This window comes from Saccharothrix sp. AJ9571, assembly GCF_021725495.1.
Taxonomy (GTDB): Bacteria; Actinomycetota; Actinomycetes; order Mycobacteriales; family Pseudonocardiaceae; genus Amycolatopsis; species Amycolatopsis magusensis.
The window spans coordinates 3,267,973-3,285,217 of the sequence record NZ_CP091382.1; the positions used below are offsets into that span (position 1 = coordinate 3,267,973).

The 17,245-nt window shown below is 69.6% G+C and carries 17 protein-coding genes; 8 read left to right on the forward strand and 9 right to left on the reverse strand.

The window, feature by feature from the left end; genetic code table 11:
• Window positions 1-50: 50 nt before the first annotated feature.
• Window positions 51-1,442, forward strand: a complete 1,392-nt coding sequence (locus tag L3Q67_RS14735; protein ID WP_499190031.1) for an APC family permease — start codon at window positions 51-53, stop codon at window positions 1,440-1,442.
• Window positions 1,443-1,674: 232 nt separating this feature from the next.
• Here the strand turns inward: L3Q67_RS14735 and L3Q67_RS14740 are convergent, their stop codons facing one another.
• Window positions 1,675-2,499, reverse strand: coding sequence for an MBL fold metallo-hydrolase (locus L3Q67_RS14740; RefSeq protein WP_499190032.1), 825 nt, complete (start codon window positions 2,497-2,499; stop codon window positions 1,675-1,677).
• Window positions 2,500-2,554: 55 nt separating this feature from the next.
• On the opposite strand from L3Q67_RS14740, the gene L3Q67_RS14745 reads away from it, so the two are divergent.
• Window positions 2,555-3,460, forward strand: a complete 906-nt coding sequence (locus tag L3Q67_RS14745) for an aldose 1-epimerase family protein (RefSeq protein WP_499190033.1) — start codon at window positions 2,555-2,557, stop codon at window positions 3,458-3,460.
• A gap of 35 nt (window positions 3,461-3,495) precedes the next feature.
• Window positions 3,496-4,710, forward strand: a complete 1,215-nt coding sequence (locus tag L3Q67_RS14750) for an amidohydrolase (protein WP_499190034.1) — start codon at window positions 3,496-3,498, stop codon at window positions 4,708-4,710.
• Here the strand turns inward: L3Q67_RS14750 and L3Q67_RS14755 are convergent.
• Window positions 4,695-5,462, reverse strand: coding sequence for a Uma2 family endonuclease (locus L3Q67_RS14755; RefSeq protein WP_499190035.1), 768 nt, complete (start codon window positions 5,460-5,462; stop codon window positions 4,695-4,697). The two genes, L3Q67_RS14750 and L3Q67_RS14755, sit on opposite strands and share 16 nt — an antisense overlap.
• Here L3Q67_RS14755 and L3Q67_RS14760 point away from each other — a divergent pair.
• Window positions 5,461-5,811, forward strand: a complete 351-nt coding sequence (locus L3Q67_RS14760; RefSeq protein WP_499190036.1) for a hypothetical protein — start codon at window positions 5,461-5,463, stop codon at window positions 5,809-5,811. The two genes, L3Q67_RS14755 and L3Q67_RS14760, sit on opposite strands and share 2 nt — an antisense overlap.
• 19 nt (window positions 5,812-5,830) lie before the next feature.
• Here the strand turns inward: L3Q67_RS14760 and L3Q67_RS14765 are convergent, their stop codons facing one another.
• Complete coding sequence (locus tag L3Q67_RS14765) at window positions 5,831-6,979, reverse strand: acyl-CoA dehydrogenase family protein (protein ID WP_499190037.1); 1,149 nt, start codon at window positions 6,977-6,979, stop codon at window positions 5,831-5,833.
• Window positions 6,980-7,054: 75 nt separating this feature from the next.
• On the opposite strand from L3Q67_RS14765, the gene L3Q67_RS14770 reads away from it, so the two are divergent.
• The 3 genes from L3Q67_RS14770 (at window position 7,055) to L3Q67_RS14780 (ending at window position 10,175) form a co-directional block, all read left to right on the forward strand.
• Window positions 7,055-7,654: a TetR/AcrR family transcriptional regulator gene (locus L3Q67_RS14770; RefSeq protein ID WP_499190038.1), complete on the forward strand. Its 600-nt coding sequence runs from the start codon at window positions 7,055-7,057 to the stop codon at window positions 7,652-7,654.
• Between the two features lie 56 nt (window positions 7,655-7,710).
• Window positions 7,711-8,643 carry a carbohydrate kinase family protein gene (locus L3Q67_RS14775; RefSeq protein WP_499190039.1) on the forward strand — a complete coding sequence of 311 codons (933 nt, stop codon included), beginning with the start codon at window positions 7,711-7,713 and terminating at the stop codon, window positions 8,641-8,643.
• 218 nt (window positions 8,644-8,861) lie between these two features.
• Complete coding sequence (locus L3Q67_RS14780; RefSeq protein WP_499190040.1) at window positions 8,862-10,175, forward strand: type II citrate synthase; 1,314 nt, start codon at window positions 8,862-8,864, stop codon at window positions 10,173-10,175.
• 83 nt (window positions 10,176-10,258) lie between these two features.
• On the opposite strand, the gene L3Q67_RS14785 is transcribed toward L3Q67_RS14780, so the two are convergent.
• The 6 genes from L3Q67_RS14785 to L3Q67_RS14810 all read right to left on the reverse strand — a co-directional run bounded on the left by L3Q67_RS14785 (window position 10,259) and on the right by L3Q67_RS14810 (window position 15,566).
• Window positions 10,259-11,458: an ABC transporter permease gene (locus L3Q67_RS14785; protein ID WP_499190041.1), complete on the reverse strand. Its 1,200-nt coding sequence runs from the start codon at window positions 11,456-11,458 to the stop codon at window positions 10,259-10,261.
• Window positions 11,455-12,360, reverse strand: a complete 906-nt coding sequence (locus tag L3Q67_RS14790) for an ABC transporter ATP-binding protein (RefSeq protein WP_499190042.1) — start codon at window positions 12,358-12,360, stop codon at window positions 11,455-11,457. The genes L3Q67_RS14785 and L3Q67_RS14790 overlap by 4 nt, the downstream gene beginning before the upstream one ends.
• Entirely contained in the window at window positions 12,353-12,913 is a 561-nt protein-coding gene (locus L3Q67_RS14795; protein ID WP_499190043.1) for a hypothetical protein, read from the reverse strand. The genes L3Q67_RS14790 and L3Q67_RS14795 overlap by 8 nt, the downstream gene beginning before the upstream one ends.
• Window positions 12,910-13,179 (reverse strand): helix-turn-helix transcriptional regulator, encoded by a 270-nt coding sequence (locus L3Q67_RS14800; RefSeq protein ID WP_209662702.1) that lies wholly within the window; start codon window positions 13,177-13,179, stop codon window positions 12,910-12,912. Before L3Q67_RS14800 ends, L3Q67_RS14795 begins: the two co-directional genes overlap by 4 nt.
• 204 nt (window positions 13,180-13,383) lie before the next feature.
• On the reverse strand, window positions 13,384-14,925 hold the full coding sequence (locus L3Q67_RS14805) for a glycerol-3-phosphate dehydrogenase/oxidase (RefSeq protein WP_499190044.1): 1,542 nt from the start codon (window positions 14,923-14,925) through the stop codon (window positions 13,384-13,386).
• Window positions 14,922-15,566 carry a TetR/AcrR family transcriptional regulator gene (locus L3Q67_RS14810; protein ID WP_499190045.1) on the reverse strand — a complete coding sequence of 215 codons (645 nt, stop codon included), beginning with the start codon at window positions 15,564-15,566 and terminating at the stop codon, window positions 14,922-14,924. The genes L3Q67_RS14805 and L3Q67_RS14810 overlap by 4 nt, the downstream gene beginning before the upstream one ends.
• 16 nt (window positions 15,567-15,582) lie before the next feature.
• Between L3Q67_RS14810 and L3Q67_RS14815 the strand changes: the two genes are divergently transcribed.
• A complete protein-coding gene (locus L3Q67_RS14815; RefSeq protein ID WP_499190046.1) occupies window positions 15,583-17,205 on the forward strand; it encodes an FAD-binding oxidoreductase in 1,623 nt (540 codons plus the stop codon).
• Window positions 17,206-17,245 lie beyond the last annotated feature (40 nt).

Sequence of the window (17,245 nt, forward strand, 5' to 3'; positions counted from 1 at the left end):
GATCAATTCGGACTGTCGGTCACGGAAGTGATGCGGCACACTCTTGCCGCATGGCGGACACGACGACAACCGAGCCCGAGCAGACCGGTCCGGCCGGTCAGCCGAGCCTCAAGCGGGTGATGGGCTCCAAGCTGCTCCTGTTCTTCGTGGTCGGGGACATCATCGGAACCGGCGTCTACGCGCTCACCGGGCAGGTGGCGGGCCGGGTCGGCGGCGCGCTGTGGCTGCCGTTCCTGATCGCGTTCGTGGTCGCGTTCATGACCGCGTTCAGCTACCTGGAACTGGTGGGCAAGTACCCGCAAGCGGCCGGTGCGGCGCTGTACACGCACAAGGCCTTCAAGCTCCGGTTCCTCACCTTCATGGTCGCCTTCGCGGTGATGTGCTCCGGCATCACCTCCGCCTCCTCGGCGGCGAAGGCGTTCGGTGACACCTACCTCGCGGAGTTCATCACCGCGCCGATGCCGCTGGTGGCCATCCTGTTCGTGATCGGCCTGGCGGCGATCAACTTCCGGGGCGTCGCCGAATCGGTGAAGACCAACGTGGTGCTGACCTGCATCGAGATCGCCGGGCTGCTGATCATCATCGGGGTCGGCGTGTGGGCGGTGCTCAACGGCAACGGCGACGCCTCGCGGCTGACCCAGTTCGACACCGAGAACCAGACCATGCTGGTGGCCATCACCTCGGCCACCTCGCTGGCGTTCTTCGCCATGGTCGGCTTCGAGGACTCGGTGAACATGGCCGAGGAGTGCAAGGACCCGGTCCGGATCTTCCCGAAGGCGATGCTGTGGGGCATGGTCATCGCCGCCACCATCTACATCCTGGTCTCGGTGACCTCGTCGCTGCTGGTCCCGGCGGACGACCTGGAGGCGGCCAAGAGCAGCGCGCTGCTGAAGGTGCTCGACGTCGGCGCGCCGGGCTTCCCGCGCGAGGTCTTCTCCGCGATCGGCCTGTTCGCCGTGATCAACTCGGCGCTGATCAACATGCTGATGGCCAGCCGCCTGCTCTACGGCATGGCGAACCAGCGGATCATCCCGAAGGCGCTGGGCACGGTGCACCCGTTCCGCCGCAGCCCGTGGGTGGCCATCGTGTTCACCAGCCTGATCGCCATCGGCCTCGTGTCCTTTGTGGACATCGGCGTGCTGGGTGGCACGACGGCGTTGCTGCTGCTGGTGGTCTTCGCCATCGTCAACGTGGCGGTGCTGGTGCTGCGCAAGGAAAAGGCGGCGCACAAGCACTTCAGGGCGCCGACGGTCATCCCCGTACTGGCGGCGATCTTCTGCGTGTACCTGGTGACCCCGCTGTCCGGACGACCGGCGAGGGACTACACCGTGGCCGCCATCCTGCTGGCGGTCGGCCTGGTGCTGTGGGGGATCAACTGGCTGGTCATGCACGCCACCCATGCGGAAGCGGACCGGGAACCGAGCGAACCCCCGGCGGGCTGAGTTCGGAGGCTCCACCCCGATTTTGATTGTGACTACGGCGAAGACCTCGGTGTCAAGGCGGGAAAGATGCCTTGACACCGAGGTCTTCGCCGTGTTCTGGGCTTCGGATCGGGGTGGGGAGGGGGAGTGGGTGGCTGCTCCGGTGTCGTGCCGGGTGGCGCCGAGCCCGGCGCTCCTGTCACGAATGTGGCTTTGGGGGCGGAATCGGCCCCCAAAGCCACATTCGTGTCGGTCAGGGGCGTTGGGCGTGGCGTAGTTCCAGTGGGTCGTGGGCGGAGAAGACGGTCACCTCGTCCTGGTGCCCGATCGCCAGCTCCCGCAGCCTGTCCAGGTTCTCCAGCCGGGCGGTCCGGTCAGACTGGGTGAGGTTCTGGAACGTGGTGAGCACCGGCGGGCAGTGCGGCTGACCCGGGTTCAGCTGGCCGTGGAAGAAGTACGCGTCACCGGCGTGCAGCAGCCAGCCGTCGCCGGTGTCCACCGCGACGCCCGCGTGGCCCATGGTGTGCCCGGCCAGCGGCACCAGCAGGATTTCCGGCGGCAGCCCGGCGAGGTCGCGGACCGCGCCGAAGCCGAACCACTGCTCGCCGGGTTCGGCGTAGGTGCGCCACTTCGGGCCGTGCTTGAACTGCGCCTGCTGGTACCGCATGCGCTCGGCGGTGTTGGCGGGCGCGGTCATCGCCCGGTGCTCGCGTTCGTAGACGTGCACGGTGGCGTGCGGGAAGTCCGCCAGCCCGCCCGCGTGGTCGAAGTCGAGGTGGGTGAGCACGATGTCGCGCACGTCGCCGAGGGCGTACCCCAGCGCGGTGACCTGGTGCGCGGCCGAATCCTCCCGCCGCGGTCGCGCCCCGAGCAGCCAGCGCGACGGCCCCATCCAGGGCCCCGGTTGCTCGAGCGCCTGCAGGCCGAGGCCGGTGTCGACCAGCACCAGCCCGTTGTCGGTCTCGATCAGCAGGCAGTGGCAGACCAGCCGCGCCCGGTGGGCCGCACCGCCCTGGCCGTCGACGAGCCTGCCGCCGGCGGGGCGGAATGTGCCGCAGTTCAAGTGATGCACCTTCACCCGGAACAAGCTCGCGCACCCGGGCCGGAAAGTCCAGCCGGTAGATTTATGCCCCATGGCCAATCCCACAGGAGCACAGTTCGAGATCACCCGCGGCGGGGCCCGGGCGGTCGTCACCGAGATCGGCGCCGGCCTGCGGGCCTTCGAGATCGGCGGGGTGCCGTTCGTGGAAACCTTCGGTGAGGACGAGAAGCCGCCGAAGGGCGCCGGGCAGGTGCTGCTCCCGTGGCCGAACCGGACCAAGGCCGCGCAGTGGGTGTACCAGGGGGAGAAGCAGGAGCTCGAGGTCACCGAGGACAAGCGCGGCAACGCGATCCACGGCCTGACCCGCCGCGAGGAGTGGGAGCTGCTGGAGCACGCCGAGTCGTCGATCACCATGGCCGTCGACGTGCCCGTGCAGCCGGGCTGGCCGGTGCCGCTGCGCGCGACGATCACCTACGAGATCGCGCCGCGCGAGCTGACCGTGACCCACGAGATCCGCAACGAGGGCGAGTCCGCGATCGGCGTCGGTCTCGGCACGCACCCGTACTTCCGCATCGGCGACGCCCCGACCGACGACCTCACGCTCACCCTGCCCGCCACCCGCGTGCGGCCCTACGACGCCGACGCGCAGATGCCGTACAAGGAGGAGCAGGACGTCGAGGGCACCGAGTACGACTTCCGCGAGGGCGTGATCCTCGGCGGCGTCGACCTCGACACGGCGTTCGGCGGCCTCACCACCGAGGAAGACGGCAACCACCACTTCCGCCTTTCGCACGAGGACAAGGTGCTCGACGTCTGGGCGGGCCCGGACTTCAAGTGGGTGCAGGTGTTCACCCCGGCCGAACTGGTCGGCCGCGGCCGCGGCGTCGCGATCGAGCCGATGACCTGCCCGGCGGACGCGCTGAACTCCGGCACCGACCTGATCGAGCTGGCCGAGGGCGAGTCGTGGACCGGGAGCTGGGGAATCCGGGTGTCCTGAGGCGGTTCGCCGATCCGTTGGTTAGCGTGTCGACCATGGTGAGCGCGATTGTTGGTGGCTATGTGGTTCCCGTCGACGGCGAGCCGATCGACGGGGGCACGGTCCTGATCGACGGCGGCCGGATCACCGCCGTCGGTGCCGAGGCCGAGGTCGACATCCCCGAGGACGCCGAGCTGATCGACGCGTCCGGGAGCTGGGTCCTGCCCGGGTTCTTCGACGCGCACGCGCACCTCGGCGTGCACGAGGAGGGCGAGGGCTGGTCGGGCAACGACGTCAACGAGATGACCGACCCGAACGGCGCCCGGTTCCGCGCGATCGACGGCATCGACCCCACCGAGACCGGCTTCGACGACGCGCTGGCCGGCGGGGTGACCAGCGCGGTGATCAAGCCGGGGTCGGGCAACCCGATCGGCGGGCAGACCGTCGGCGTGAAGACCTGGGGCCGGACCGCGCTCGACATGGTCTTCGCCGAGCACGTCAGCGTGAAGAGCGCGCTGGGGGAGAACCCGAAGCGCGTGTACGGCGACAAGGGCCAGACGCCGTCGACCCGGCTCGGCGTGGCCGCGGTGCTGCGCGAAGCGTTCACGAAGGCGCGTGACTACGCCGCCCAGCGCGAGCACGCCCGCAGTGAGGGCAAGCCGTTCGACACGGACCTGACCAAAGAGGTGCTGGCGAAGGTCCTCGACGGCGAGCTGTACTGGGACCAGCACGTGCACCGGGCCGACGACATGGTCACCGCGATCCGGCTGGCCGACGAGTTCGGCTACAAACTGGTGATCAACCACGGCACCGAAGGGCACCTGATCGCCGACCTGCTCGCGGAGCGGCAGATCCCGGTGATCCTGGGGCCGCTGTTCACCACGCGCAGCAAGGTCGAACTGCGGAACCGGACCCTGCGCTCGGCGGGCATCATGGCGCGCGCCGGGGTGAAGCTGGCGATCACCACCGACCACCCGGTGATCCCGATCAACTTCCTGGTCTACCAGGCGGCGCTGGCGGTCAAGGACGGGCTGGACCCGGAGACCGCGCTGCGCTCGCTGACGGTCAACCCGGCGGAGATGCTGGGGCTGGATGACCGGATCGGCGCACTGAAGCCGGGCCTGGACGCCGACGTGGTCATCTGGTCGGGTGACCCGCTGGATGTGATGAACCGGGCCATGCGCGTGTTCATCCGGGGCCGCGAGGTCTACCACTTCGACGAGGCCCGCTGCGAAGGCGTCGTCGCCCCACGCCGCTACAGGGAAAGCTGACCGAGGTCGATCTCCAGCGGGAAGGGTTCCGGCAGGGTGGTCCTGCCGGAAACCTCCGGCGCGTTCTGGTACCCGAAGCCCGGCGCGAGGTGGCAGGCCGTGAGGGACATCGGCTCGGTCAGGTCGACGATCCAGTAGTGCGGAATACCCGCGTCGGCGTACTCACCGTGCTTGATCACCGTGTCCGTGCGCCGTGAACTCGGCGACACGATCTCGATGACCAGCAGCACGTCCTTCGCGCGGATGAGCTGCTCGCTTTCCTGCGCGCGCCGAACCCCGGCGAGCTCGGCGACGATCAGGTCGGGCCGCCGGGAGAACCCCGGTTCCTCCGGCCCCGCCAGCTCCAGATCGATGTCGATGGCCAGAAGCGAGTGCCACTTCGTGGGCACTTGGTCCCTCAGCTGGACGCACAACTCCCCGGAAGCGATGTTGTGGGCGGGGCCCGAATTGGGCGACACCACCAGGCGGCCTTCCTGAAGCTCCGTGTAGCCATGCTCGGTTTCACCGAGCGCGGCGTACTCCGCAACCGTCAGCAACCTCGGTCGCCAGTCGGGTATCACAAGTGGATTATGCCACTCGTCGCCCGGAGGGACACGAATGTGGCTTTGGGGGCGGATTCGGCCCCCAAAGCCACATTCGTGTCCATCGCCAGGGGTCCGGTTCAGCGACGGGTGAAGGGGGTCCCTCACGTCCGGTCCGCCCCTTACGTTTCCAGTGCGAAGCGGTACCGAACTGGGGATGGAGTGAAGCATGGTGTCACGCAGGTTGGGCGCGCTGGCCGGGGCGCTGGTGGCGGCGGGAACGCTGGTGGGGGCGGCACTGCCCGCGCAGGCGGTCGAGAGCAGCGCGCTGCCGACGGTGCAGTTCTGGGTGCACGCGAACTTCGACGGCTCCGGTGGCGGGTGGGGCACCGGCGCCGGCTTCGGGCAGTGCGTGCAGCTCGACGATTTCTACAAGAACAAGTTCTCGTCGCTGAAGACGTCGAACACGGTCATCCTGTTCGACGGGGACGGGTGCAGCCTCGGCTCGGCCACCTTCACCCAGGAGGCCGGTGGCTTCGGCTGGATGAACGACCGGGCCAACTCGTTCAAGATCATCTGATCTCGGCGGGAGCTGCGGCTCACGCCTTCCGCAGCTCCCGCGCGATCACCACGCGCTGGATCTGGTTGGTGCCTTCGAAGATCTGCGGCACCTTCGCCTCCCGCATGTACCGCTCCACCGGGAAGTCCCGCGTGTACCCGGCCCCGCCGAGGACCTGGACGGCGTCCGTGGTCACCTTCATCGCGGCATCCGTGGCGACCAGCTTCGCGATCGACGCTTGCCGCTGGAACGGGAGGCCGCGGTCCCGGCGGCGTGCCGCGTCCAGGTACATCGCCCGCGAGGATTCCACGGCGGCGGCCATGTCGGCCAGCATGAACTCCACGCCCTGGAACTCGATGATCGACCGCCCGAACTGCGTACGGCTCTTCGCGTAGGCGACTGCCTCGTCGAGCGCCGCCTGCGCCAGGCCGACCGCGCACGCGGCGATCCCCAGCCGTCCCGAGCTGAGGGAGGCGAGCGCGATCTTCAGCCCGTGGCCTTCCTGGCCGACCAGTCGATCAGCCGACACGCGGGCGTTCTCGAACCGCATCTGCGCGGTGGTCGAGCCGGTCAGGCCCATCTTCCGCTCGGGAGCCGAGGCCGAGAGGCCCGGCGTCGCGCCGTCGACCAGCAGGCAGGAGATGCCGCCGCTGCCCGGTTCGTCCGAAGTGCGCACCATCGTGGTGTAGAAGTCCGCCTCACCACCGTGCGTGATCCACGCCTTGGTCCCGTTGACCACGTACTCCGAGCCGTCGAGCCGCGCGCGGGTGGACAGGGCCGCCGCGTCCGAGCCCGCCTGGAGTTCCGACAGGGCGTACGCGCCGAGGAGGCCGCCTTCGAGCATGTCCGGCAGCCACTGGTCGCGTTGCGCGTCGGTGCCGTGGTGCGCCAGCGCGAAGCAGGACATGGTGTGCACCGACAACCCGACGCCCACCGACATCCACGCGCCCGCGATCTCCTCCAGCACCTGCAGGTAGACCTCGTACGGCACCTCGCCGCCGCCCCAGCGCTCCGAGTACGGCAGCCCCAGCAGGCCCGACTTGCCGAGCAGGGTGAACTGCTCCCGCGGGAAGCGCGCGGCGTCTTCGTATTCACCGGCCAGCGGCGCCAGCTCGTCGCGTGCGATCTCGCGGGCGAGGCCGAGCAGATCCTCGGCCTCGGTGGTCGGAAGCAGACGCTCGGCCGGCATTACTGTCCTCCACGATGAGAAAAGCTCAGAGTACTGAAAACAGTACTGCGGGACAGTTGAGAGTACTGTATCGACATGGCTGATGTCGATGCCCGAGCGCGGGCACCCCGCAGGCAGCCGACCGCACGGCAGCGCGCCCTGCTCGCCGACCTGGAGGAACTCTTCCTCGCCGAGGGCTTCGCCGAGTTCACCCTCGACGACCTCGCCACGCGGATGCACTGCTCCAAGTCGACGCTGTACGCGCTGGCACCGAGCAAGGAACAGCTCGCGGTGAAGGTCGTCGGCCGCTTCTTCCGCGGCGCGGCCGAGCGGATCGAGGCGAGCATCGCCGACCTCGACGACGCGCGGCAGCTGATCGGCACCTACCTCGACGGCGCCGCCGAGCACCTCAAGCGCGCCTCCCCGGAGTTCATGCGCGACATCGCCGAGTTCGCCCCCGCGCGCGCGGCGTACGAGCTGAACAGCCGGGCCGCCGCCGAGCGCATCCGCGGCTTCATCAACAAGGGCGTGCGCGACGGCGTCTTCCGCACGGTCCAGGCCACCCTGATCGCGGAAATGGCCGGGCTGATCATCGAGGGCATCCAGACCGGGGTGATCGCCTCGCGGGTGGAGGTCTCCGACGCCGAGGCGTTCACCGCGCTCGCCGAACTGCTTCTGGGTGGGCTGGCCCCGTAGCAATTCGGGGTCCGGGGGTCGTCCCCGTGCGAAAAATACGGGGTAGCATCCTCCGCGTGATCGTTGTCGGTGGTGAAGCACTGGTCGACCTGGTGCCCGGAGAGTCCAATCTGGACGGTGGCCTCCGGCCGCTGCTGCCCCGCCTCGGCGGTGGCCCGTACAACGTGGCGCTCGCCGCGGGCCGCCTCGGCGTGCCGGCGGCCTTCCTCTCGCGGGTGTCCACCGACCGGTTCGGCGAGGCGCTGATCGCCCGCCTGCACGCCTCCCAAGTGGACACCGCGCTGGTGCAGCGCGGCGACGAGCCGACCACGCTGGCCGTGGTGGCGCTCGACGAGACCGGCTCGGCGCACTACACCTTCTACACCGAGGGCACCGCGGACCGGTTGTTCACCGATCCCGGCCCGCTGCCCGAGTCGGCCAAGGTGCTCTCGCTCGGCACCCTCGGCATGGTGCTCGAACCCGGCGCTTCCGCGTACGAATCCTTGCTGCGCCGGGAATCCGAGCGCGGACTGCTCACCGCGCTGGACCCGAACATCCGCTCCGCCCTGATCGCCGACCCGGCCGCCTACCGCGCCCGGTTCACCTCCTGGCTGCCGCACGTCCGGCTGCTGAAACTTTCGGTGGAGGACGCCGAGTGGCTCTCCGGCGGCGCCGACGCGGTGACCGCCGCCCGCTCCTGGCTCGACGCGGGTGCCGGTGCGGTGGTGCTCACCCACGGCGCGGACGGTCTCTCGGCGCACACCCGGGAGCGCGAACCGGCCCGTGTCCCGTCGGCTCCGGCGCGATTGGTCGATACCATTGGCGCCGGTGACACGGTGCAGGGCGCGCTGCTGGCCTGGTTCGCCAAGCGGGACGTGCTCGACCCGGCCGCGCTGGACGCCGCGGCCTGGACCGAGGCCCTCACCTACGCCGCCCGCGCGGCGGCCGTCACCGTCTCGCGCAGTGGCGCCGAACCGCCCACCGAGGCCGACCTGGACGCGCCCGGATAGCGGTAACACTCACCAGGCGTGTGAATCTCGTCGCAAACCGTTCGTCACGGATAACACAGTGGCTGCGCGAGAGGCCCTCTCTCGACTAGCGTAGGGGGGAATTCATACCCCAGCGGGGCGGTGTGCAGCGAGGCCAACGGCCGCCTCGCGCGAGACATGAGGCAACCTGTGCGACCTGCAGGCGCCGCCGGCCCGTGTGAACAGTGAGAGGGACTTTCATGTCGGACGCTACGTCCGCGCCGAGCGGCTCCCAGACCGTTTCGCTGCGGCTGCCGAACGGCGAGCACGAGCTGAAAGTGGTTCACGCTGTCGAGGGCGCCCCCGGTATCGAACTGGGCAAGTTGCTGGCTTCCACCGGGTACATCACGCTCGACCCCGGTTTCGTGAACACCGGCGCCGCCTCGTCGTCCATCACCTACATCGACGGTGACGCCGGAATCCTGCGCTATCGCGGTTATCCGATCGAGCAGCTCGCCCAGCACTCCAACTTCATCGAGGTCTCGTACCTGCTCATCTACGGTGAGCTGCCGACGCCCGCGCAGCTGGAGCAGTTCACCTCGAAGGTGAACCGCCACACCCTGCTGCACGAGGACCTCAAGCGCTTCTTCGACGGCTTCCCGCGGGACGCGCACCCGATGCCGGTGCTCTCCAGCGCGGTGTCCGCACTGTCCACCTTCTACCAGGACTCGCTGAACCCGTTCGACGAGCCGAACGTGGAGCTGTCCACGATCCGCCTCCTGGCGAAGGTGCCGACGCTGGCCGCCTACGCCTACAAGAAGTCGATCGGGCAGCCGTTCCTCTACCCGGACAACTCCTACGGCCTGGTGGAGAACTTCCTGCGGATGACCTTCGGGCTGCCCGCCGAGCCCTACGAGGTCGACCCCGAGGTCGCCAAGGCCCTCGACCTGCTGTTCATCCTGCACGCCGACCACGAGCAGAACTGCTCCACCTCGACCGTGCGCCTGGTGGGTTCCTCCGAGGCCAACCTGTTCGCCAGCATCTCCGCGGGCATCATGGCCCTGTTCGGCCCGCTGCACGGCGGGGCGAACAGCGCGGTGCTGGACATGCTCGAGGGCATCCAGGCCGACGGCGGCGACGTGGCGCAGTTCGTGAACCGCGTGAAGAACAAGGAAAAGGGTGTCCGCCTGATGGGCTTCGGGCACCGGGTCTACAAGAACTACGACCCGCGCGCGAAGATCATCAAGACCACCGCGGACTCGATCCTCAACAAGCTCGGTGTGAACGACGAGCTGCTCGACATCGCGAAGAAGCTGGAAGAGACCGCCCTCTCGGACGACTACTTCATCGAGCGCAAGCTCTACCCGAACGTGGACTTCTACACCGGACTGATCTACCGGGCGCTGGGCTTCCCGACGCAGTACTTCACCGTGCTGTTCGCGCTCGGCCGCCTGCCCGGCTGGATCGCGCACTGGCGCGAGATGATCAACGACCCGGCCACCAAGATCGGCCGCCCGCGGCAGATCTACACCGGCGAGAAGGAGCGGGACTACCGCCCCATCTCCGACCGCTGAGCTGCACCGGACTCGTGAGTGCGCAAGCCCCTTGCGCACTCACGAGTCTTTTTGTGCCCGAAATCAGTGTCTACAGTGGACGGTCAGCCCTTGAGGGCCTCGGTCAGCTTGACCCGGCTCCCGGTGCGCAGCACCGCGTTGCGGTAGATCTTGCCGCCCAGCCAGGTGAACAGCGCCACCGCGGCGACGGTGAGCACCAGCGCCAGCGCGACCTCCCAGCCGGCCACCACCCCGGCCGCGATCCGGCCCGGCATCAGCACCGGCGAGAGCAGTGGGATCAGCGAAAGCCACGCGGCCAGGCTGCTGTCCGGGTCCTGGATGAGCACGTTGAAGCCGACCAGGAAGCCGATCAACAGCACCATGGTCACCGGCATCATCGTCGACTGCATGTCCTCCTGGCGCGAGACCAGCGCGCCGGCCCCGGCGAAGATGGTGGCGTAGAGGAAGAAGCCGAGCAGGTACCAGACCAGGCCCCAGACGATCGTGCTGGTGGCCACGCCGGACAGGGTGATCACGCCGGAGATCGTGGTCATCGCCAGCGCGGCACCGGCGAGGATCAGCAACTGCGCCAGCCCGACCAGGCCGAGCCCGATCACCTTGCCCAGCAGCAGCTGCCACGGTCGCACGGTGGACAGCAGGATCTCCACCACCCGGCTGGACTTCTCCTCCACCACGCCCTGGGCGACCAGCGAGCCGTAGGTGGTGATGCTCATGTAGAGCAGGACGACCATGGCCAGCCCGATGGCGAGCCGCTGGCCGCGCTCGGGGTCCGGCTGTTCGAGCTGGGTGAGCTTCACCGTGGTGGCCTGGACGGCGGCCAGCACCTGCTCCGGGTCCCCGACCGCCTGGGCCAGTTCGGCGCCCAGCACCTCGTTCTGCGCGATCTGGTTCAGGATGGCGCCGAGCCGCGGGTCCAGCTCGGTCTTCACCAGCACCTGGAGGTCGGCGCGGCTGCCGGTGAGCACGGCGTCGAGCTCGTCGTCGGCGACCTGCCTGCGGGCGTCGTCGAGATCGGTGACGGTGACCGTCTCGATCTCCCGCTCGAGCAGCTTTCCCTGCTGCTTCAGCGTGTCCGCGATGCTCGCGGTCTGCCCGGCGAGGCCGACGGTGCTCTTGTCGGCACCGCTGAACAGCGACGCCTGCAGCAGCACGTACCCGCCGAGGAAGGCGAGGATGAGCAGGGTGCCGATGACGAAGGACTTGGTGCGCAACCGGGTGTTCAGCTCGCGTTGCGCGATGAGCCGGACCGCGGTGAAGCCGCTTGCCGAGCGGGTGGTGGTCATCGGGCCTTCTCCTCGGTGACGACGTTGCGGAACAGTTCGGTCAGCGACGGCTGGCGGCGGCTGAACTCGGTGACCGGGCCGGTGGCCAGCGCGGCGGCGAGCACCGCCTGGTCGTCGGCGCCGGGCTCGAGTTCCAGCTCGGTGGTGGGGCCCTCGCTGAGGACGCGGGTGCCGGGCACCCCCGCCGCCCAGCCGGGCGCGGCTCCTGGCGCGGTGATCCGCAGGTGCACGGCCGCGTCGGCGGTCAGCTCACCGACCGCGCCGGTGGCCACCATGCGGCCGTTGCGGATGATGCCGACCCGGTCGCACAGCCGCTCCACCAGGTCGAGCTGGTGGCTGGAGAAGACCACCGGCACGCCGTCGGCCGCCTTCTCGCGCAGGACCTCGCTCATCACGTCCACGGCGAGGGGGTCGAGGCCGGAGAACGGCTCGTCCAGCACCAGCACCGCCGGGTCGTGCACCAGCGCGGCGGCGAGCTGCACGCGCTGCTGGTTGCCGAGGCTGAGCTTCTCCACCTCTTCGGTCCGGCGCTGCTTGAGGCCGAGCCGGTTGATCCAGTACTCGGCGCTGGTGTGCGCCCGATCGGTGCTCATGCCGTGCAGGCGGGCCAGGTAGACCAGCTGGTCGAGCACCTTCATCTTCGGGTACAGGCCGCGTTCCTCCGGCATGTAGCCGATCCGGGTGCGGGTGCGGTGGTCGACCGCGGAGCCGCCGAAACGCACCTGACCGGCGTCGGCGGCCAGCACGCCGAGCACGATGCGCATGGTGGTGGTCTTGCCGGCGCCGTTGCTGCCGACGAAGCCGAACAGCTCGCCGCGCACGTCGAAGCTGACCTGGTCGAGGGCGAGCAGGTCGCCGAATCGCTTGGAGACGCCGTCGATCTCCAGCCGGTTTTCAGACATCGGATTCCTCCCCGGTACCCGGTTCGATGAAGTCTTCTGGGTCGTCGTCGGGCAGGGACCAGGCCAGTGCCAAGGTCGGCACGGAGAGCCCGGCCACCATCAGCGCGGCGAGCATCATGGCCCCGCGCAGGCCCGCGTCCGCGGTGTCCGCGATCAGCACCAGGTAACCGAAGCCGATCAGCGACAGGACGCTGAACGTCTGGTAGCCGGCGTAGTTGACGCGGTGGCGCCACTCCCGCTCGCGCTCGTCGAGCAGTGCGGAGAAGGCGGTGCTCATCCGGCCGCTGAGCACCCGGAGGACGGTGAAGCTGACGAGCCACAGCACCAGCCCGCCGAACCACAGCGCGGCGAAGACCGCGGCGGTCTCCTGGCGCGCGACCAGCGCCGCCGCGATGAGGATCAGATCGCCCGCCAGCACCAGCGCGGCGAACCGCCGCCGGTGCCGCCGCGTCCGCCAGTGGCGCAGCTGTAGCGCCCGCGCGCGTTCCCGGCGATCCTGGGCTTCCAGTCGCCTGGTCTGCACCGCGTCGACGCGTTCGCGTAGTGAGGTCATGGGTTCCCCCTCGAATAGACCTGTGTGGACAGTGGGGTGAACGGCTGCCGGTTGAACACCGCTTCGACCGGGAGGCCGAACACCTCGCAGATCCGGAACGCCAGATCGAGGCTGGGGTAGTGGTCACCGCGCTCCAGCGCGCCGATGGTCTGCGGATTGACCTCCACCGCCTCGGCGAGCTGCGCGCGGCTCATCCCCCGCTCGGCCCGCAGAACCTGGAGCCGGTTGTGGATCGGCAGCTCCTTGCCACGTCTTACCGGACTCATGGAACACACTGTTGCAAAAACCCAACGACACGTCAACTTTACGCAACGGACACGTCCCACTACGCGCGGCGACAATGCTATGAGTGGGGCATTACTTGCATTCAACGCTAGTAATGCCCCACTCATAGCATTGCCACCTTGGCCCGGGGCGGATGCGGCGAGTGTGGAAGTCGGCTGCGGGAGTGTGGGACTCGTCCGGCGAGGTCAGGTGGGGTTGGGGAGGCCTCGCAGGGAGCGGGCTACCAGGTCGGCGACGCGGTCCCGGGCGGCGGAGGCGTCCGCGGGGACCAGGCCCAGGCGGGTGCGGCGGTCCAGGACATCGTCGACGTCCAGGGCGCCTTCGTTCCGGACGGCCCACACGACTTCGGCGCCCGAGATCTCGCTGCCCGCGAACACCGGCTCCGCCAGTGCCGGGTCCAGTTCGCCGATCGCGGAGATCCGCGGCGCTTCGGTGCCGTACTTGACCACCAGTCGTCGTGGGGCGTCCACAGTGGACAACCGTGAACGTGGTGCGGCGCCCACGAGCGGGAGTTTGTGCGTGGTGGACGGTCCCGAGTGCAGTCCGGCCGCGTCGACGGCGTCGGCGGCCATGCGCCGGTAGGTGGTCAGCTTGCCGCCGACCACGGTGAGCACGCCGTCCGGTGAGCGCAGCACGGCGTGCTTGCGCGACAGGTCCGCGCTGCGGCCGCCGCCGGGCATCGCGATCAGCGGGCGCAGCCCGGCGAACCGGCCGACCACGTCGTCCTGGGTCAGCCGCCGCGCCAGTGCCGACGAGGCGACTTCGAGCAGGAAGTCCACATCGGATTCAGGAACCGTGGGCACCAAAGGGATGGGGCCGCTGACGGGTTCGTCAGTCAGTCCCAAGTAGACATTCCCGTCTGGCTGCGGCAGTAGGAAGACGAACCGGTTGGTCTCCCCGGGCACGCCGATCATCACCGAGCTGACGCTGGTGCCCGCCGCGGCCCCGCGCAGGATCAGGTGGGACCCGCGCGACGGGCGCAACCGCACCGATTCGACCAGTTCGCCCGCCCACACACCGGTCGCGTTGATCACCTGGCGCGCCTGGACCTCCAGCGTCTGCCCGGTCAGCTCGTCCCGCGCCTGCACGCGATCGGCCAGCAGCTTCGTCGCGCGTACCCGCGTCAGGATCCGGGCGCCGTACGAGGCGGCGGTGCGCGCCAGTGCCACCACCAGCCGGGCGTCGTCGGTGAGCGCGCCGTCGAACGACAGCAGCGCGCCGCGCAAACCGTTGCGCCGCAAGCCAGGCGCGAGCGCGAGCGCCTCGTGCCGGGTGATCGTGCGCGGTCGCGGCAGCACGCGACCCGGCGTCCTGGTGACGCGCCGGAGCACGTCCCCGGCCTGCAATCCGGCCGAGATCACGCCCTGCTGGGCACGCGAAGTCGTGGTGTGCAACGGGAAGAGCTGCGGCAGCGTGCGGGTCAGGTGGGGCGCGGTGACGGTCATCATGATGCCGCGCTCGACCGCGCTTTCGTGCGCCAGCGCGAAGTCACCCTTGGCCAGGTACCGCAGTCCACCGTGGACCAGCTTGCTCGACCAGCGCGAAGTGCCGAAGGCCAGGTCGTTCGCTTCGAGCAGTACCACGGACAGCCCGCGCGCGGCAGCGTCCAGCGCGATGCCCGCGCCGGTCACCCCGCCCCCGATCACCGCGAGGTCGACCCGTTCACCGCCGGCCACCTGCGCCAGCTCGGTGCTTCGGCGGGCGGCGTTGAGGGAAGCCGGGTTCACGGCCGCAACGCCGCGTCGAGCAGGTGCCGGAACTCGCTGAGCAGCGCTTCTTCGTCCACATCGGCCGTCGCGGGCCGCAATGAGAGCACGAACGACTGGACCACCAGCAACACCGCGCGCACCTGGGCGCCGGTTTCGCCGCGGCGGATGGTGCCGTCGGCCCAGCCCGCCGCCAGCAGCGCGGCGATCACCTGCTCGGCGAGGCGCTGCGTGCCACCGAGGCGTTCGACGATGTAGGGCAGCACAAGTTCGGCGTCCACATCGAGCACGATGCGCATGAGGGAATCGCCGACGAGGGCGCGCACGGCTTCGACGGCACTCTCGACCAGTCTGCCGCGCGCAGTCGCCGCGGCCCCGCCGCGGGCGCTCGCCCCCTGCAGTAACGCGCCGAATTCGCGCGTCATCAAGGCCGCGAGCACGCTGCGGACGTCCGGGAACCGGCGGTACAGCGTCATCCGGCTCACCTTGGCGGTGCGGGCGATCTCGGCGAGCGTGGTGCGGCGCACACCGACCGCGAGCACGCATTCGCGAGCCGCGTCGAGCAGCACGTCGTCGGAAACCCGGGTGGCGGCCTGCCGGTTGCGGGTGTCGGCCAGTGCCGACGCGCTGCGAGCTGCGCTTATGTTACGTTCGACAGGCATATGTAACACTATACCGGTGAGTGAACTAGTTGACCACCGCCTGCGGGCTGCGTGGACGCCCGAGGGCGCGGACGCCGCCCACCTCCCGGCGAAGGCGATGCGCTGGCTCACCGAGCGTATCGGGAATCCGGGTGGTCCCGCACCGGTCGTTCCATCCGCCGGACTGCGAATATCGGAATCTTCGCTGGCAGCGGACGCGAAAGAGGCTCTGCGTGACGTCGTCGGCGCCGCGCACGTGCAAACGGAGCGTGCGGAACGACTGAGCCGCGCGGGCGGTTTGTCCTACCTGGACCTCCTGCGCCGGCGGCACCCCGGCGAACTGCCGGTGCCGGACGCGGTGGTGCTGCCCGCGGACCCGGACGAGGTGCAGCGCGTGCTCGAGGTGTGCGTGCGGTTCGACGTCGCGGTGGTGCCGTTCGGCGGCGGCACCTCGGTGGTCGGCGGGGTCCGGGCGGCCCGCGGGGACAAGGCCGCGGTGATCGTGCTCGACCTGGTGCGCCTGGACCGGCTGGTTTCGGTCGACCCGGTGTCCCGGATCGCCGTGCTGCAGGCCGGGGTCCGCGGTCCGCAAGCCGAAGACCTGCTGGCGGAGCACGGGTTCACGCTCGGGCACATCCCGCAGTCCCACGAGCGGGCGACCATCGGCGGGTTCGCCGCGACGCGGTCGGCCGGGCAGGCGTCCAGCGGCTACGGCCGGTTCGAAGACATGGTCACCGGCGTCCGGCTGGCCACCCCGTGTGGACAGTGGCGCCTCGGCGTCGCGCCGGCTTCGGCGGCCGGGCCCGACCTGCGGCAGCTCGCCGTGGGCAGCGAGGGCGCCCTCGGCGTGCTGACCGAGGTCGGGCTGCGGGTGCGACCCGTGCCGAAGGTCCGCCGGTACCAGGGTTACGTGCTGGACGGCTGGGACACCGCGGCCGCGCTGGTGCGGCGGCTGGCGCAGTCGGGTGCGCTGGCCGACGTGACGCGGTTGTCCGATGAGGACGAAACCGAGGTGTCGCTGTCGTTGAGCGGTGGCTGGAAGACCGCGGCCGTGAGCCGCTACCTCAAGGCACGCGGGGTTTCGCGGCCCTGCCTGCTGATCCTCGGCTGGGAAGCGCAGTCCACCAGGGAGATCGCGCTGCGCCGCGCGGAGACCGTGCGGCAGGTGCGGGCGGCCGGTGGCCTTTCGCTCGGCAAGGCGGCGGGGGAGTCCTGGCGCAAGGGCCGGTTCAACGGGCCGCGGCAGCGGGACGCGTTGCTCGACCTCGGCGTCTGCGTGGAAACGCTGGAGACCGCGGCGCACTGGTCCTCAGTGGACACTCTGCGGGACGCCGTGCGCACGGCCCTGCGGGATTCGTTCGATTCTTCGGTGGTGATGTGCCACATTTCGCACGCCTACGAAACGGGTGCTTCGCTCTATTTCACCGTGCTCGCTGCGCGTTCCGACAAGGACCCCGAAGGGCAATGGCTGCGCGCCAAGAAAGCGGCCAGTGCGGCGATTACCGGATTGGGTACCATTTCGCACCACCACGCGGTGGGAATGGACCACGCACCGTATCTGGGCGAAGAAATCGGGGAGATCGGGCTTTCGGTGCTCGCGGCCGCGAAGGCCGCGGTGGATCCGACCGGGATCATGAACCCGGGCAAGCTCATCGGCTGATGGACGGCCGTGAGTGCGCGGGGATACCAGGCACCCGCGC

What these genes read in the sequence shown, in the direction of transcription:
- L3Q67_RS14735 (WP_499190031.1), top strand. Translation starts at nt 51, where the DNA reads ATGGCGGACACGACGACAACCGAGCCCGAGCAGACCGGTCCGGCCGGT.
- L3Q67_RS14745 (WP_499190033.1), top strand. Translation starts at nt 2,555, where the DNA reads ATGGCCAATCCCACAGGAGCACAGTTCGAGATCACCCGCGGCGGGGCC.
- L3Q67_RS14750 (WP_499190034.1), top strand. Translation starts at nt 3,496, where the DNA reads ATGGTGAGCGCGATTGTTGGTGGCTATGTGGTTCCCGTCGACGGCGAG.
- L3Q67_RS14760 (WP_499190036.1), top strand. Translation starts at nt 5,461, where the DNA reads ATGGTGTCACGCAGGTTGGGCGCGCTGGCCGGGGCGCTGGTGGCGGCG.
- L3Q67_RS14755 (WP_499190035.1), bottom strand. Translation starts at nt 5,462, where the DNA reads ATGCTTCACTCCATCCCCAGTTCGGTACCGCTTCGCACTGGAAACGTA.
- L3Q67_RS14765 (WP_499190037.1), bottom strand. Translation starts at nt 6,979, where the DNA reads ATGCCGGCCGAGCGTCTGCTTCCGACCACCGAGGCCGAGGATCTGCTC.
- L3Q67_RS14770 (WP_499190038.1), top strand. Translation starts at nt 7,055, where the DNA reads ATGGCTGATGTCGATGCCCGAGCGCGGGCACCCCGCAGGCAGCCGACC.
- L3Q67_RS14780 (WP_499190040.1), top strand. Translation starts at nt 8,862, where the DNA reads ATGTCGGACGCTACGTCCGCGCCGAGCGGCTCCCAGACCGTTTCGCTG.
- L3Q67_RS14785 (WP_499190041.1), bottom strand. Translation starts at nt 11,458, where the DNA reads ATGACCACCACCCGCTCGGCAAGCGGCTTCACCGCGGTCCGGCTCATC.
- L3Q67_RS14790 (WP_499190042.1), bottom strand. Translation starts at nt 12,360, where the DNA reads ATGTCTGAAAACCGGCTGGAGATCGACGGCGTCTCCAAGCGATTCGGC.
- L3Q67_RS14795 (WP_499190043.1), bottom strand. Translation starts at nt 12,913, where the DNA reads ATGACCTCACTACGCGAACGCGTCGACGCGGTGCAGACCAGGCGACTG.
- L3Q67_RS14800 (WP_209662702.1), bottom strand. Translation starts at nt 13,179, where the DNA reads ATGAGTCCGGTAAGACGTGGCAAGGAGCTGCCGATCCACAACCGGCTC.
- L3Q67_RS14810 (WP_499190045.1), bottom strand. Translation starts at nt 15,566, where the DNA reads ATGCCTGTCGAACGTAACATAAGCGCAGCTCGCAGCGCGTCGGCACTG.